This window comes from Sphingomonas adhaesiva (assembly GCF_002374855.1).
Lineage (GTDB): Bacteria > Pseudomonadota > Alphaproteobacteria > Sphingomonadales > Sphingomonadaceae > Sphingomonas > Sphingomonas adhaesiva.
This window is the reverse complement of sequence record NZ_NWVC01000001.1, coordinates 592,193-607,899: the sequence shown is the minus strand read 5'-3', so window position 1 is coordinate 607,899 and position 15,707 is coordinate 592,193. Positions and strand designations below refer to the sequence as shown.

Genomic DNA, 15,707 nt, shown 5'->3' with positions numbered 1-15,707 from the left:
GCACGGCATCACCGGTTTCGCGAAGGGGCGTGGCGGGCAACCGCCGCGCCCCTTTCCGCATGCGCGCGTGTTGCGAAGCGGGGGGCGTTGCGCCTACGGACTAGGCAAGGCGCGCCGGGGTCTGCGGCGCGGACGGGAGACGTGCATGTGGCGGTTCGGCGTGGCGATGACGGCGGTGGCGATGGTGGGCGCGATGTCCGCTGAGGCCCAGGTGCCCGCAAGGACGACGACCACCGCCGCTGCGCGGACGCCGCTGTCGCTGGAGCGCGTGTTCGCCAGCCCCGACCTGGCGGGCACCCAGCCGCAGTCGCTGAAGCTGTCGCCCGACGGCACGCTGCTGACGTCGGTGCGCAACCGGCCGGACGAGCGGCAGCGGTTCGACCTGTGGGCGCTCGACACGCGCACCGGCACCGAACGGATGCTGGTGGACTCGCGCAAGGCCGGCAGCGGTGCCGAACTGTCCGAGGCCGCCAAGATGCAGCGCGAGCGCGACCGGTCGCTGACCGGCAAGACCGGCATCCTGCAATACGACTGGTCGCCGGACGGGCGCACCATCCTGGTCCCGATCGACGGCGAATTGTATCTGGCCGCGCTGGACGGCTCGGTCGCGAAGCTGCCGGGGACCAACGGCGCGCTGAACCCGACGGTCAGCCCGAAGGGGCATCATATCGGCTTCGTCAGCGGGCAGAACCTGTTCGTCCAGCCGCTGGGCACCGGCGGTGCGGCGCGGCAGTTGACGCAAGGGGGCGGGGGCACCGTCCACTGGGGCGAGGCGGAGTTCGTCGCGCAGGAGGAAATGGACCGGCGCACCGGTTACTGGTGGTCGCCCGACGAACGCTATCTGGCGGTGGAGCGGTTCGACGAGGCGCCGGTGAAGGTGTTCACCCGCGCCGCGATCGGCGCGAGCGGGACCAGCATCTATCAGCAGCGTTACCCCGCCGCGGGCACGCCGAACGTCGCGGTCGAACTGCATGTGCTGCGCAGCGACGGATCGGGCGGGGTGAAGGTCGATCTGGGCAGCGATCCCGACATCTATGTCGCACGGGTCGACTGGTTGCCCGATGGCTCGGCCTTGCTGGTGCAGCGGCAGAACCGGTCGCAGACGCGGCTCGACATGCTGCGCGTCGATCCGGCGACCGGCCGGTCGAGCGTGCTGTTCACCGAGGCGGCGGGCGAGAAGAGCTGGATCAACCTGACCAACGCCTATCGCGCGCTGCCCGACGGCAGCCTGTTGTGGCGATCGGAACGGGACGGGTTCGGTCATCTGTGGCGGTTCAAGGACGGACGCTGGACGCAGCTGACCAGCGGGGCGTGGGTCGTGTCCGACCTGGTCGGCGTTGACGAGAAGGCGGGGCGCGCGTTCTTCACCGCGAACAAGGACGATCTGCTGGAGCAGCAGCTGTACGCGATCGACCTGAAGACGAAGGCGATCACGCGGCTGACCGAGCGCGGATGGTGGAACGAGGCGACCGCCGATCCGGCGGGCACGCGTTTCATCATCAAGCGGTCGAACCCCGATCAGCCAGCGCAATTCTATCTGGCGGATGCCGGCGGCAAGCGGCTGCGCTGGATCAGCGAGAACCGCGTCGAGGGGGATCACCCCTACGCCCCCTATATCGCCGGTCAGCGTCCGGTGCAGTTCGGCACCGTCAAGGCCGATGACGGGACCGTGCTGCACTGGGAGATGATCACGCCGGAACTGGTGCCCGGCAAACGCTATCCGGTGTTCTTCCAGCATTATGGCGGCCCGCATACGCAGGAAGTGAAGCGCGACTGGCACGCGCCGCTGATCCGCCACATCGTCGATCAGGGCTATGTCTTCTTCCGGCTCGACAATCGCGGCAGCGACCATCGCGGCGTCGCGTTCGAGCGGGCGATCTGGCACGCGATGGGCGGCGTGGAGGTGCGCGACCAGCTGGCCGGCGCGACCTATCTAAAGACGCTGCCGTTCGTCGATCCGGCGCGGATCGCCACCTATGGCTGGTCCTATGGCGGCTATATGTCGCTGAAGATGATCGAGGCGGATCCCGGCGCCTATGCAGCGGCGATCGCTGGCGCGCCGGTCACCGACTGGCGGCTGTACGATACGCATTACACCGAACGCTACATGGGCGATCCGCGCACCGATGCCGCCGCCTATGACGCATCGCGCGCGGTGATCGACCCGCTGCGCATCACCACGCCGCTGCTGCTGATGCACGGCATGGCCGACGACAACGTCTTCCTGCAGAATTCGACCGAGGTGGCGGCGCGGTTGCAGGCCGCGAACGTGCCGTTCGAGATGATGTTCTATCCCGGCAAGACGCATGGCGCGTCGCGCGACATCCATGTGTGGACGACGATCGAGAAGTTCCTTGATCGCCATGTCGGCGCCGGACCGAAGTAGACCGCGCTGGCTTTTCGGAAATTGCGGGGTTAGGGCGCCCGCGCGAAACATGTGAATGGCGCCGCGGGCGGCGCGTGGAAGGACGTATCATGGGTTACAGGGTGGTGGTGGCAGGGGCCACGGGCAATGTCGGCCGCGAGATGGTCAATATCCTCGCGGAACGGCAGTTCCCGGCGGACGATATCGCGGTGCTGGCCTCCTCCCGCTCGACCGGTGACCAGATCGAATATGGCGATACCGGCCGGATGCTGACGGTGAAGAACATCGAGCATTTCGATCCCGCCGGCTGGGACATTGCGCTGTTCGCGATCGGCAGCGAGGCGACCAAGGTCTATGCGCCCAAGTTCGCGGCAGCCGGCTGCACTGTGATCGACAATTCGTCGCTGTACCGGATGGACCCGGACGTGCCGCTGATCGTGCCGGAGGTGAACGCCGATGCGATCGACGGCTACACTGCGAAGAACATAATCGCGAACCCCAATTGCTCGACCGCCCAGATGGTCGTCGCGCTGAAGCCGCTGCACGATGCGGCGACGATCAAGCGCGTGGTGGTGGCGACGTATCAGTCGGTGTCGGGCGCGGGCAAGGCCGGCATGGACGAGCTGTTCGAGCAGAGCCGCAACATCTTCGTCGGCGATCCTGCCGAGCCGAAGAAATTCACCAAGCAGATCGCGTTCAACGTGATCCCGCACATCGACAGCTTCCTGGAGGACGGGTCCACCAAGGAAGAATGGAAGATGGTGGTCGAAACCAAGAAGATTCTCGATCCGAAGATCAAGGTGACCGCGACGTGCGTGCGCGTGCCCGTATTCGTCGGCCATTCCGAGGCGCTGAACATCGAGTTCGAGAACGAGATCGACGCCGAGACCGCCAAGAAAATCCTGCGCGAGGCGCCCGGCGTGATGCTGATCGACAAGCATGAGGACGGCGGATACGTCACCCCGATCGAAAGCGCGGGCGACGATGCGACCTATGTCAGCCGCGTGCGCGACGACCCCACCGTCGACAATGGCCTGTCGCTGTGGTGCGTCAGCGACAATCTGCGCAAGGGCGCGGCGCTGAACGCGGTGCAGATCGCCGAGCTGCTGGGTCGCCGGCACCTCAAGAAGGACGGCTGAGGCGCGTCGAGGTTCGTCGCCGGCCGGGGTGGCCGGCGACGAACGCCTACTCGGCGTGGATGACTTCCATCTTGCCCTTGGGCCGGGTGAGCAGGAAGACCAGCGGCACGACCGCGATCGATATCCACGCCATCAGATAGAAATCGTCGATATAGGCGATCATTGCCGCCTGCTGGTTCACCATCGCATCCGCGAACGACATGGCGGCGGTGCCCAGCGGCTGGAACCGGCCGATCAGCGAGGCGGCGGGCAGGGTCGCGTCGGTGATGTGCGCGGCGAGATCGGCATGGCTGGTCTGGATGTTGCGCGCGAGCAGCACCGTCACCATCGAGATACCGGCGGACTGGCCGATCGAGCGCGTCAGGTTGAGGATGCTGGCCCCGTCGGTGCGATAGCGCCCGTCGAGCGTCGCGAAGGCGAGCGCGTTTAGCGGCATGAACACCAGCCCCATGCCCAGCCCCTGGACGAAGCCGGAGACGACCACCGGCCAGTAATCCATCTCCAGAGAATAGCCCGCCATCATCCGCAGCGACGCAGCGAAGATGATGAGGCCGGTGATGATGAGGATGCGCGCGTCGATGCGCGCCATCACCTGCGCGCCCAGCCACATCGTCACCAGCACGCCGACGCCGCGCGGGGCCATCATCATGCCGGTATCGACCACCGGATAGCCGAACAGCTGCTGAAGCATCGGGGGCAGCAGCGCCATCGGCGCCATGGTGGAGATGCCGATCACGACCATGAACAGCATCCCCATCACCAGATTGCGGTTGCGGAACAGCTCGCGGTCGAACAGCGGCTTCTTCGCGGTCGCCAGATGAATTATTGCCAGCCAAGCGAACGCCGCCGCGATCAACGCCTCGGCGATGATTTCCCAGCTGTCGAACCAATCCTCCGTCTGGCCGCGGTCGAGCATCAGCTGGAAGGCGGCGACCGCGATGCCGACATAGGCGAAGCCCATGAAATCGAACGATCGCCGCGCCTTCGGCCGCGACGGCAGCAGGAACCACAGGATCGCGAAGGTCAGCGCGCCGACCGGCACGTTGACGTAGAAGACCCAGCGCCAATTGTAGTTTTCGGTCAGGAAGCCACCGATCACCGGCCCCATGATCGGCCCGATCATCACCCCCATGCCCCACACGCTCATCGCCTTGGCGGCGCTTTCGCGCGGGTTGATGTCGAGCATCGCGGTCTGCGACAGCGGGTTGATGAACGCCGCCGCGATCCCCTGGATCACGCGGAACAGCACCATTTCCGGCAGGCTGGTGGCGATGCCGCACAGCATCGAGGCGATGACGAACCCGCCGACCGCGATCAGGAACAGGTTGCGGCTGCCAAGCCGGTCGGACAGCCAGCCGGTCGCCGGCAGCGCGATCGCGGTGGCGACGATGTAACTGGTCAGCACCCATGTGACGGTGTCGACCGTCGCGCCCAGCGACGTCTGCATATGCGGCAGCGCGACGTTGGCGATCGTGGTGTCGAGGATCTGCATGACCATCGCGCCCATCACGCCCATGGTCAGCAGTCCGCGGTTGGCGGTCGGCAGCAGCGGCTTGCCGGGGGCCGGGGCAGCAGCGGACGCCGCGGCGGTGGCCATCAGCGCACGTCGACGCGCACGTCGGCGGACAGGCCCGCGATCATCGCGCGCGGGGGCGTGCCGTCGATCGCGATCCGCACCGGCACGCGCTGCGTCACCTTGACCCAGTTGCCGTTCGCGTTCTGCGCCGGCAGGACCGAGAATTCGGAACCGGTGCCCGCGCCGATCGACTGGACATGCCCCTTCACCTCCAACCCGCGATAGGCATCGAAGCCGATCGTCGCCGGCTGGCCGACGCGCAGGTGATCGAGGTCGGTTTCCTTGAAGTTCGCCTCGACATAGGGTTGCGCCGCCGCGACCAGCGTGAGCGCGGGGACCCCGGTGGGGGTGATGTTGCCGACCTGCAGCCGCGAGGTCTGGCTGACGATGCCGTCATGCGGCGCGCGCACGACCGTGCGTGCCAGATCCAGCGCCGCCTTTTCGCGCCGGGCGCGCGCCGCCTGGATCGCGGCGGGCAGGCTGCTGCCGTCCATCCCGCTCGACACCTGCTGACGCGCGCGGGCGGCATCGGCCTGCGCCGCGGCGATGCGCGCCTGTGCGGCGGCGACCTGCTGCGTCGCGGCGTCGACCGACGCGCGGGTGGTGAAGCCGCGGTCCATCAGCGCGCGCTGGCGCTGATAGGTCGCCTGCGCCAGCGTCAGGTCGGCGCGCGCGCCGGCCAGCGATGCGGCGGCGCCGCCGCTGTCGGTCGCCTTGGTCGACACGTCAACGCGCGCCTCCGCCAGCGCGGCATCCGCCTGGAGCAGCGCGATGCGATAGGGTTCGGGGTCGATGCGGAACAGCACGTCGCCTGCGCGCACGCGCTGGTTCTCGCGCACGTTCACCGCCACGATCCGCCCGCTGACGTCCGGGCTGATCGAGGTCATGTCCTGCTGTACATAGGCGTTGTCGGTGCTGACGTAGCGGCCCGACGTCATCCACATCCATCCGCCGACCAATACCAGCAGCAACGGCACGCTGAGCATCAGCGCCAAACGGCCCCAGCGGCGGCGCGGGCCAGCTTCCGGCGGCAGCGCGGCGGCCACGTCGGCGGGCGTGGCGGTGGGGGACGCGGTCACGCCATCGGACGTGTCGCGGCGCGGATCGGCATCAGCCATGGGCGGTTTCCTGCGTCGGGCCTTGTTGCATGTTGAGGCGCATCCGTTCGAGCACGGCGGTGGCCCGTTCCTGGTCGGCGGAGGGAATCCCCTCGAGCAGGCGCAGCGACAGTTCGTCACCCAGCACCATCAACTGGTCGATCACCTGACGCGACTTGGGGGTCAGATACAGGTGCCAGGCACGCCGGTCGGACGGCGCGCGGCGGCGCTCGACCAGTTCGGCCTCCTCCAGCCGGTCGATCATACGGCACAGGGTGATCGGTTCCACCTCCAGCCGGTCGGCGAGCGCGCCCTGATGGATGCCCTCCACCCGGTTGAGCGCGGTCAGCACGCGCCATTGCGGGCGCGTCACGCCGATCGCGCGCGCGCTTTCGTCGAATCGCCGCCGCACGAGGCGCGCGACATCGCCGATCAGGAAGCCGATGGGATCACTCATGGCGGCGCATATAATAAGCACACTTATAGAATGGAAGGGCTACCGTAACGATCGGGTGAGGATGACAGCGGCGCCGCTGCGCGATAGGTCTGGCGTCATGTGGTCGCGATGGTCGCGGCAGGAAGGATGATCGTGACCAAGGCTGCGATAGAACCGCGTTTCTTCAACAGTTTTGACGGCGAACGTATCGCGTGGCGCGAGCTGGGGGAGGGGCGCCCGGTGGTGCTGATCCACGGCTATTTCTCCGACGCGCAGACCAACTGGATCCGTTACGGCCATGCGGCGGCGATCGCGGCGGAGGGGTTCCGGGTCATCATGCCGGACCTGCGCGCGCACGGCGACAGCGCGCGGCCGCACGATCGGTCGGCCTATCCGCCCGACGCGCTGGCGCGCGACAATCTGGCGCTGATCGCGCATCTGGGGCTGACCGACTACGATCTTGGCGGCTATTCGCTGGGTGCGCGCACGACGTCGCGGATGCTGGCCAGCGGCGCGACGCCGCGCCGCGTGGTGTTTTCCGGCATGGGGCTGGACGGCCTGATCAATGCGGAGCGCCGTGCCGGCCATTTCCGCAACATCCTGACGCACCTTGGCGACCATCCGCGCGGTTCGCCGGAATGGATGGCGGAGGCGTTCCTGAAGACCACGGGGGGCGATCCCGTCGCGCTGCTGGGCGTGATCGACACGTTCGTCAGCACGCCGCGCGAACGGGTCGCCGGGTTCGACCCGCCGACGCTGGTGGTCAACGGCGTGGACGATGACGACAACGGATCGGCTGCGGAGCTGGCGGCGCTGTTGCCCGACGCGACCTATGTCGAGGTGCCGGGCAACCATATGAGCGCGGTGACCAAGCCGGAACTGGGCGCGGCGATCGCGGCGTTCCTGGCGCACTGAACCGCGCCGCCCGTCGATCGGGCGGCGCAGCGTCCTCGCGGATCAGTCGGCGTCGGGCACCGTGTTCTCGTCGGCGATGCCGGCCGCGAACGACTTGGATGAGTCGGTGCCGTCCGGTTGATGCGCGCCACCGTCGGGCGCGGGCAGGGCGGGCGCCTTGGGCGTCGAACTGCGCAACGACAGCAGGGCGGCGGTCGCCGCCGCACCGATCGCGGCGACACCGCCGGCGATCGCGGCGACGCCCCACTTGCCGCCCACCGCGCTTGTCGCGCCGCCGGCACGCTTCGCGCCCCGCTTGGTCGTGCGCTTCGCGGGCGTGGTGCGGGTCGCCTTCTTGCGGGTCGCGCCGGTCGAACGGGTGGTCGACGCCTTGGCCGGGCGGGCCGCATCCTTCGCACCGCTATCGGCCGTAGCGGCCGCGGCGGCGCGCTGGGGCGTGGCGCGCTTGGGGGCGGCGGCCGTCTTGGCCCGGCGACCATCGGTGGCCGCGCCCTTGGTGGGGGCCGACGTGGCAGTCTTGCGCGTGGTGCGGCGGCGCGGCGCGGGCTTGGGGGTAGCGGGGGCCGCGCCGTTGGTGTCGTTCGTGTCGTCGGCCATGAGGACATACTCCCTGATGAATGGATCGCCCCCGTAACGCACGGCTCCCGTCAGGTTTCCGACACGTGCCGCCGCGCTGATGTGGATCAGCGGAACGGCGGCTCGTTGAAGGCGCGCAGCTTGCGGCTGTGCAGCTTCTCGCCCTCGCGCCGCAATTCCTCGCACGTCTCGATGCCGATCCGCATATGCTCGCTGATCGCGCGTTCGTAGAAGCGGTTGGCCTGGCCGGGCAGCTTCAGCTCGCCGTGCAGCGGCTTGTCCGACACGCACAGCAACGTGCCGTAGGGAACGCGGAAGCGATAACCCTGCGCCGCGATCGTCGCCGATTCCATGTCGATCCCGACTGCGCGGCTGAGCGAGAAGCGCAGCGCCGAGCGCGAATAGCGCAATTCCCAGTTGCGATCGTCGGTGGTGACGATCGTCCCGGTGCGCAGCCGCCGCTTCAGTTCCTCGCCCGACTGGCCCGACACGGTTTCGGCCGCGCGCGCCAGCGCCTGCTGCACCTCGGCGATCGCGGGAACCGGGATTTCGGGGGGCAGCATGTCGTCCAGCACATGGTCGTCGCGCAGATAGGCGTGCGCGAGGACATAGTCGCCGATCCGCTGCGACGGGCGCAGGCCGCCGCAGTGGCCGATCATCAACCACGCTTCGGGGCGCATCACCGCCAGGTGGTCGCAGATCGTCTTCGCGTTCGACGGGCCGACGCCGATGTTGACCAGCGTGATCCCGGTATTGTCCTCGGCGATCAGATGATAGGCCGGCATCTGCAGCCGGCGCCACGAACTGTCGTCGAGGATCGCGGGATCGTCGCCTTCGCGGAACATGACTCCGCCCGGCCCCGACAGCGCGACGAAGCGGCTGCCGTTGCCGACCTGCGTCGTCGCCCAGCGGACGAATTCGTCGACGTAGCGATGGTAGTTCGTGAACAGCACGTAGCGCTGCACATGTTCGGGCGGCGTGCCGGTATAGTGGCGCAGCCGCGCGAGGCTGAAATCGGTGCGCAGCCCGTCGAACAGCGCCAGCGGACGGGTGCCGTCGATCGACATCCACAGGCCGTCGGCGATCTCGTCACCGATATGCGCCAGTTCCGTTGTCGGGAACCAGCGCGCCAGTTCGGCGACGGAGACGCTGTCCAGGCTGAGCGCGTGGCCCGGATCGATGACATAGGGGTAGGGGATTTCCTGCTTCCCCGGCACCGCCTCCACCGTGACGTCGTAATCCTCGATCAGCAGCGTCAGCTGTTCGACCAGATAGTCGGCGAAGAACGCCGGCTTCGTCACGCTGATGCGATAGTCGCCCGGCGTCACCAAACGGCCGAACGAGCGCAGCGGGGTGGGGCGCCCGTCACCACCGGCGAAGCGCACGCGGATTTCGGGATAGGCGAACGATCCGTCGCGCCGCGCGTCGGCCGGCGGGGTGGTGCCGTCGGCGATATAGGCGGAGATGGCCGCCTTCAGCCGGTCGACGGATGCGGAATAGAGCCGGTCGAGTTCGGCGACGATTTCGTGTGCGGTCATCGCAAGGGGCTACATGCGCCATGTGACGGTGGCAAGACGCGCACACCGCCGGTCGATGGCGGAGGGGAAGGTGGACGGAAGGGCGCGTCGCCGCGCCCTTCCCGCCGCGGGTTCAGAGCGTGCCGAGCAGATGGTCGGCGGAGCTGACCTTGAATTCGCCCGGCGCTTCGACATGCAACTGCTCCACGACGCCGTCGTTGACGACCATCGCGTAGCGCTGGCTGCGCTTGCCCATGCCGAACTTCGATCCGTCCATGTCGAGGCCCAGCGCGGTCGCGAAATCGCCGTTGCCATCGGCCAGCATGGTGACGCCCGACGCATCGCCCTGCTTCGCCCAGGCGCCGAGCACGAACGGGTCGTTGACGGAGGTGCAGACGATTTCGTCGACGCCCTTCGCCTTCAGCTCTGCCGCCTTTTCGACATAGCCGGGCAGGTGCTTGGCGGAGCAGGTCGGAGTGAAGGCGCCCGGCACCGCGAACAGCGCGACCTTGCGCCCCTTGAAATAGCTGGCGGTATCGACCGGCTCGAACCCGTCGGGCGTCAGCTTGGTCAGCGTGGTGGAAGGCAGCGTGTCGCCGACGTTGATCGTCATGGTCCGTCTCCTGTTCGCGAAGGAAGATGCGTTGCGTCCGTGTCGCAGCGCGGTGGGACGATTTCAAGCTTTGGAAACCCGGGCGGTGCCGACTACGTTCGTCCTGTCATGACGCAGAGCATCTATCTGACCGGCCAGTTCCTGCTGGCGATGCCCGGGATCGGCGACCCGCGCTTCGACCGGTCGGTCATCGCGATGTGCAGCCATGACGAACGCGGCGCGCTGGGCATCGGGATCGGGGCGACGATCAACGGCCTGGGGCTGCACGACGTGCTGCAACAGCTGGAGATCGCGCCGGGCGTCGTGCCCGATGCGCCGGTGCATTTCGGCGGACCGGTGGAGACGCGACGCGGGTTCGTGCTTCATTCGGCCGACTGGGGCGGGCAGGATACGCTGAATGTCGCGGGCCAATGGTGCCTGTCGGGGACGCTCGACGTGCTGCGCGCGATCGCGGTGGGAACGGGGCCGTCGCGCTGGCTGGTGGCGCTGGGCTATGCCGGCTGGGGCGCGGGGCAGCTGGACGCCGAAATGACGCGCCACGGCTGGCTGAATGTCGAGGGCGACGCGGAGGAGATGCTGTTCGGCGTGCCCGCCGCCGACCGCTGGTCGCGCGGTTTCGCCGCCGCCGGGGTCGATCCGCGCTTACTGTCCGTGGAGGCGGGGCACTCCTGACGGTCGCGATATAAAGATATCTTTATATTTGATCCGCAAGCCCAAGGCGGCTAAGGCGCGGGCACGTCGATCGGTGTGCCCGCATGCCTTGGTCGGCCTCATCTGACTGGAGACAACGCCGTGGCAACCGCCCCCGTGCTCGACACCAAGGACTACGTCATCAAGGACATCGGCCTGGCCGATTTCGGCCGCGCCGAGATCGCGATCGCCGAAACGGAAATGCCCGGCCTGATGGCGCTGCGTGAGGAATTCGGTGCGTCGCAGCCGCTGAAGGGCGCGCGCATCACCGGATCGCTGCACATGACGATCCAGACCGCGGTGCTGATCGAGACGCTGGTCGCGCTGGGCGCCGACGTCCGCTGGGCGACCTGCAACATCTTCTCGACGCAGGACCATGCCGCCGCCGCGATCGCCGCCGCCGGTATCCCGGTGTTCGCGGTGAAGGGCGAGACGCTGGCCGAATATTGGGACTATGTCGGCGACATCTTCAACTGGGGTGCCGACACTGACGGGACGACCGCCAACATCATCCTGGACGACGGCGGCGATGCCACCATGTTCGCGCTATGGGGCGCGAAGCTGGAAGCGGGGGCGACCTTCGGCGAGCCGGAGAACGAGGAAGAGGTCGAGTTCCAGCGTTCGGTCAAGGCGTTCGTCGCCAAGTATCCCGGCTATCTGACGCAGACGGTCAAGAACCTGAAGGGCGTGTCGGAAGAGACGACCACCGGCGTCCACCGCCTGTACGAGATCGCGAAGAAGGGCGAGCTGCCGTTCCCGGCGATCAACGTCAACGACTCGGTGACCAAGTCGAAGTTCGACAATCTGTACGGCTGCAAGGAATCGCTGGTCGACGCGATCCGTCGCGCCACCGACGTGATGCTGGCCGGCAAGGTCGCGTGCGTCGCGGGCTTCGGTGACGTGGGCAAGGGTTCGGCACAGTCGCTGCGCAACGGCGGTGCGCGCGTGCTGGTGACCGAGATCGACCCGATCTGCGCGCTGCAGGCGGCGATGGAAGGCTTCGAGGTCGTGACGATGGACGAGGCGGTCAAGCGCGCCGACATCTTCGTCACCGCGACCGGCAACGCCGACGTCATCACCGCCGATCACATGAAGGCGATGAAGCCGATGTCGATCGTGTGCAACATCGGCCACTTCGACAGCGAGATCCAGATCGCGGCGCTCAGCAACTACGAGTGGAGCGAAGTGAAGCCGGGAACCGACCTGGTGAAGTTCCCGGACGGCAAGCAGATCATCATCCTGGCCAAGGGCCGGCTGGTGAACCTGGGCTGCGCGACCGGCCACCCGTCGTTCGTGATGTCGGCGTCGTTCACCAACCAGACGCTGGCGCAGATCGAGCTGTGGACCAAGTCCGACAGCTACAAGAACGAAGTGTACGTCCTGCCCAAGCACCTCGACGAAAAGGTCGCGGCGCTGCACCTCGAAAAGCTGGGCGTCCAGCTGTCGAAGCTGAGCGAGAAGCAGGCCAGCTACATCGGCGTGCCGGTCGAAGGGCCGTTCAAGCCGGATCACTATCGCTATTGATGGTTCGATAGATGACGGGACCGGGAGAAGCGACCTTCCGGTCCCGGTTGTTGCCAACCGGCAACATAACGCCACAAAAGTGTCGTAATCGGCTGCGTCTGCTTGCATCGCCACCCGCCCCGAAGTCTTAATCGTGAAAGACTTTTCATAAGAGGGGCAATCTATGGGTTCGCAGAGCCGTTTTCGGCGCGGTGTGGCATATGGCGCGATCGTCCTTGGCCTGACCTGCGCGGGGGCAAGCCAGGCGCAGAACGCTGCGCCAGGCCAGAACACCGATAATCTTCCGGTTCCGTCGGAGCCGTCTGCGCAGGCGCAGGCGCCCTCCGTAGAGGCTGGCGAAGAAATCGTCGTTACCGGTTCGCGTATCCGCCGTCCCGATTTTGATTCCCCCAGTCCGATCATCTCGCTGGGCGCCGCGACGATTCAACAGTCGGGCACAACGAACCTCACCGATTTCCTCAGCGGCTTTCCCGCGCTGCAAGGATCGCAGACCTCGGCGGACAATTCGGGCAGCGGCGCCGGCATCGGCGGGACCGGTTTGAACCTGCTCGATCTGCGCAATCTCGGTACCGAGCGGACGCTGGTGCTGATCGACGGGCGTCGCCACGTCGCGTCGGTTCCCGGATCGCAGGCGATCGACATCAACAGCATCCCCGTCGATCTGGTGGAGCGTGTGGACGTCCTGACCGGCGGCGCGTCGGCGGTTTATGGCGCCGACGCGGTGACCGGCGTGGTCAATTTCGTGCTCAAGAAGAACTTCGAGGGCGTCACGGCGCGGGCGCAGGCCGGCATTTCCGAATATGGCGACGCGGGGAAGCGCCTGTTCGGCGTGACGGTCGGCAAGAACTTTGCCGACGGCCGCGGCAACGTGGCGATCGCTTATGAATATGGCGAGGAAAGCCGCCTGGAATCGCGGGACCGCCCGTGGCTGACGGGTTCGAACGCGGTCGGTTTCTATCGCAACCCGAACGATCCGGAGTTCAAGCCGGGCTATACCGGCGGGGCCAGCAACGGCATCCCGGATCGGATTCCGACCCGCGACGTCCGCTATAACGACACGGCGCGCGAGGGCGGGATCGACGTCGATTTCGACGGGGCTCCCGACTATATCGTCAATTCCGCCGGTCAATTGGTGCCGTTTGACATCGGCACCGTCGTTCAGCCCGGTTACTCGACGGGCGGAAACGCGACGCGTGTTTCGGATTACGCCAACGATCTGCTGCCGGAGATCAAGCGCCACGTCGTCAATTTCATCGGCCATTTCGACGTGTCGCCGGCGCTGACGCTGTTCGCCGACGTCAAGTACGCGAACAACAAGGCGTTTAGCCTTGGGCAGCCGTCCTTCGATTACTATCTCCTGATCCAGGACGACAACCCTTACCTCCCCGCCGCGCTTCGCGGCAACGGTGGTGTCCTTCTGACGCGCGACAATTTCGATATCGGCCAGCGGGGCGAGTCGATCGAGCGTGAGACGTTCCGGTCAGTGGTGGGTGCGCGCGGTAACGTGTCGTCGAACGCGACGTACGAAATCTCGTACACGTTCGGTCAGTCCAATATCCGGAGCCAGTACATCAACGACGTCTATGACGATCGTTTTCTGGCGGCGCTTGACGCGGTGCGCGATCCGGCGACCGGGCAGATCACCTGCCGCGCCAATCTGGTGCCGAACTGGACCCCGGATCAGCCTTACGCTTCTGGCCGGTACACGGGCGCGCCGGTGACGTTTAAACCCGGCGAGTGCGTACCGCTCAACCTCTTCGGCGAGAATGTCGCTAGCCCGGCGGCATTCAATTTCGTGCGCGCGAATACGCTGGATCGCTCGCGCCTGCGTCAGCATGTTGCCACCGCGGCGCTGTCCGGCGACTTCGGTCAGCTCTTCAAGCTGCCCGGCGGCCCAGTCGGGTTCGCTGTCGGTGCCGAATATCGCAAGGAGGAAAGCCGATTCATTCCCGACGCTATCGCAGCGCAGGGCCTGACCTTTACCAATGCGTTGGGCCGCGACGAAGGGTCTTTCGACGTCAAGGAGGCGTTCGGCGAATTGAACGTCCCCCTGTTGCGCGACGTGCCGTTCTTCCATCGCCTGGAATTCGGTGCGGCGGCGCGCCTTTCCGATTATTCCACGATCGGTAACACCACCACGTGGAAGGTTGACGGTACCTGGTCCCCGGTGCGCGACATCACGTTCAACGGTACCTATTCCAAGGCGGTCCGGGCGCCCAACATCGGCGAGCTGTTCGGCGCTCTCTCGCAGACCTTCGCATTCATCACCGATCCATGCGATCGGGCCGAATTGCAGAACGGAACGCAGTATCGCGTCGCCAACTGCCAGGCGCTGCTCTCGCAGCTGGGCGTCGCCAATCCGGCCGCCTATGAGGATGGTCGTTCAACCAACATCCCCGGCTTCTCGGGCGGCAACCGCAACCTTCGCGAGGAGGAGGCCCGGACGTGGACGGCCGGCGTGGTCTTCCAGCCGCGGTTCGTCCCCGGTTTGACGGTGCGTGCCGACTGGTACGACATCGAACTAAGCAACGCGATAAACACGGTGACGGCGACCCAACTGGCGCAACTCTGCGTCGATCAGCCTACGCTGAACAACCAGTTCTGCCCGCAGCTGACCCGCACTCGCACGCCCAGCGCGACGGCGGCGGTTGGCAATATCGTGAGCTTCACGGTGGCGCCACAGAACGTCGCGCGCTTCTCCACCGCGGGCCTCGACCTGAATCTCAACTATCAGGTCGAAACGGCGTCGGTGGGGCGGTTCAACCTGCGCGTCATCGGCAACTACCTGCATCGGCTGGAGTTCATCGGGACGCCCGGGGCCGATGTCACCAATCGCCGTGGTGAGTCTGGCTTCCGGTCGCCGAAATATACGGTCAACGCCGATCTCACCTGGCAGTTGGGCGCGGTGACGCTGAACTACGGCCTGTCGTGGTTCGACAAGACCCGTCGCTTCTCGAACCAGGTGACGGACAACAACCCCGATATCGTCGCGCCCGAGTACCTTTACGTCAAGGAACTGTGGCAGCACGATATCTTCGCCAGCGTCGACGTGACGGATCGCTTCCAGTTCTTTGGCGGCGTCAATAACGTGTTCGGCCAGAAGCCCGAACTTGCGACGGATACCTATCCGGTGTCGTCCGTCGGACGTTACATCTATGCCGGCGCCCGCGTGAAACTGCCGCGGATCTAAGCGTCCGAAGCGCAATGAGAAATGACGCATCGGGCGTCCGTCGGCATGACGGGCGCCCGTTGTCGTCGT

The 15,707-nt window shown here is 66.6% G+C and carries 12 protein-coding genes; 6 read left to right on the top strand and 6 right to left on the bottom strand.

Annotated features, from left to right (window positions below; translation table 11 throughout):
• Positions 1-145: 145 nt before the first annotated feature.
• Positions 146-2,386, top strand: coding sequence for a DPP IV N-terminal domain-containing protein (locus tag COA07_RS02970; protein ID WP_066708869.1), 2,241 nt, complete (start codon positions 146-148; stop codon positions 2,384-2,386).
• A gap of 89 nt (positions 2,387-2,475) precedes the next feature.
• Positions 2,476-3,504 (top strand): aspartate-semialdehyde dehydrogenase, encoded by a 1,029-nt coding sequence (locus COA07_RS02965; protein WP_066708872.1) that lies wholly within the window; start codon positions 2,476-2,478, stop codon positions 3,502-3,504.
• A 46-nt stretch (positions 3,505-3,550) separates the two neighbouring features.
• Here COA07_RS02965 and COA07_RS02960 read toward each other — a convergent pair whose 3' ends face one another.
• Genes COA07_RS02960 through COA07_RS02950 form a run of 3 tightly spaced genes read right to left on the bottom strand, consistent with a single transcriptional unit; the run spans position 3,551 to position 6,634 of the window.
• A complete protein-coding gene (locus COA07_RS02960) occupies positions 3,551-5,101 on the bottom strand; it encodes a DHA2 family efflux MFS transporter permease subunit (RefSeq protein WP_066708875.1) in 1,551 nt (516 codons plus the stop codon).
• On the bottom strand, positions 5,101-6,198 hold the full coding sequence (locus COA07_RS02955; protein ID WP_096640414.1) for an HlyD family secretion protein: 1,098 nt from the start codon (positions 6,196-6,198) through the stop codon (positions 5,101-5,103). Before COA07_RS02955 ends, COA07_RS02960 begins: the two co-directional genes overlap by 1 nt.
• Positions 6,191-6,634 carry a MarR family winged helix-turn-helix transcriptional regulator gene (locus COA07_RS02950; protein WP_066711101.1) on the bottom strand — a complete coding sequence of 148 codons (444 nt, stop codon included), beginning with the start codon at positions 6,632-6,634 and terminating at the stop codon, positions 6,191-6,193. Before COA07_RS02950 ends, COA07_RS02955 begins: the two co-directional genes overlap by 8 nt.
• Positions 6,635-6,766: 132 nt before the next feature.
• Between COA07_RS02950 and COA07_RS02945 the strand changes: the two genes are divergently transcribed.
• Positions 6,767-7,528, top strand: coding sequence for an alpha/beta fold hydrolase (locus tag COA07_RS02945; protein ID WP_245841968.1), 762 nt, complete (start codon positions 6,767-6,769; stop codon positions 7,526-7,528).
• A 42-nt stretch (positions 7,529-7,570) separates the two neighbouring features.
• Here the strand turns inward: COA07_RS02945 and COA07_RS02940 are convergent, their stop codons facing one another.
• From COA07_RS02940 to COA07_RS02930, 3 genes are all read right to left on the bottom strand, one after another.
• Entirely contained in the window at positions 7,571-8,125 is a 555-nt protein-coding gene (locus tag COA07_RS02940; RefSeq protein WP_066711104.1) for a hypothetical protein, read from the bottom strand.
• An 86-nt stretch (positions 8,126-8,211) separates the two neighbouring features.
• Positions 8,212-9,642, bottom strand: coding sequence for an AMP nucleosidase (locus COA07_RS02935; RefSeq protein ID WP_066484545.1), 1,431 nt, complete (start codon positions 9,640-9,642; stop codon positions 8,212-8,214).
• 112 nt (positions 9,643-9,754) lie between these two features.
• Entirely contained in the window at positions 9,755-10,234 is a 480-nt protein-coding gene (locus tag COA07_RS02930) for a peroxiredoxin (protein WP_066711106.1), read from the bottom strand.
• A 108-nt stretch (positions 10,235-10,342) separates the two neighbouring features.
• On the opposite strand from COA07_RS02930, the gene COA07_RS02925 reads away from it, so the two are divergent.
• The 3 genes from COA07_RS02925 to COA07_RS02915 all read left to right on the top strand — a co-directional run bounded on the left by COA07_RS02925 (position 10,343) and on the right by COA07_RS02915 (position 15,638).
• On the top strand, positions 10,343-10,906 hold the full coding sequence (locus tag COA07_RS02925; protein ID WP_066711107.1) for a YqgE/AlgH family protein: 564 nt from the start codon (positions 10,343-10,345) through the stop codon (positions 10,904-10,906).
• A gap of 120 nt (positions 10,907-11,026) precedes the next feature.
• Entirely contained in the window at positions 11,027-12,448 is a 1,422-nt protein-coding gene (gene ahcY / locus COA07_RS02920; protein WP_066711109.1) for an adenosylhomocysteinase, read from the top strand.
• Positions 12,449-12,611: 163 nt separating this feature from the next.
• On the top strand, positions 12,612-15,638 hold the full coding sequence (locus COA07_RS02915; protein ID WP_083956870.1) for a TonB-dependent receptor plug domain-containing protein: 3,027 nt from the start codon (positions 12,612-12,614) through the stop codon (positions 15,636-15,638).
• Positions 15,639-15,707 lie beyond the last annotated feature (69 nt).

Coding starts and splice junctions, on each gene's coding strand:
- COA07_RS02915 (WP_083956870.1), top strand. CDS start 12,612: ATGGGTTCGCAGAGCCGTTTTCGGCGCGGTGTGGCATATGGCGCGATC.
- COA07_RS02930 (WP_066711106.1), bottom strand. CDS start 10,234: ATGACGATCAACGTCGGCGACACGCTGCCTTCCACCACGCTGACCAAG.
- COA07_RS02935 (WP_066484545.1), bottom strand. CDS start 9,642: ATGACCGCACACGAAATCGTCGCCGAACTCGACCGGCTCTATTCCGCA.
- COA07_RS02940 (WP_066711104.1), bottom strand. CDS start 8,125: ATGGCCGACGACACGAACGACACCAACGGCGCGGCCCCCGCTACCCCC.
- COA07_RS02965 (WP_066708872.1), top strand. CDS start 2,476: ATGGGTTACAGGGTGGTGGTGGCAGGGGCCACGGGCAATGTCGGCCGC.
- COA07_RS02960 (WP_066708875.1), bottom strand. CDS start 5,101: ATGGCCACCGCCGCGGCGTCCGCTGCTGCCCCGGCCCCCGGCAAGCCG.
- COA07_RS02950 (WP_066711101.1), bottom strand. CDS start 6,634: ATGAGTGATCCCATCGGCTTCCTGATCGGCGATGTCGCGCGCCTCGTG.
- COA07_RS02955 (WP_096640414.1), bottom strand. CDS start 6,198: ATGGCTGATGCCGATCCGCGCCGCGACACGTCCGATGGCGTGACCGCG.
- COA07_RS02925 (WP_066711107.1), top strand. CDS start 10,343: ATGACGCAGAGCATCTATCTGACCGGCCAGTTCCTGCTGGCGATGCCC.
- COA07_RS02970 (WP_066708869.1), top strand. CDS start 146: ATGTGGCGGTTCGGCGTGGCGATGACGGCGGTGGCGATGGTGGGCGCG.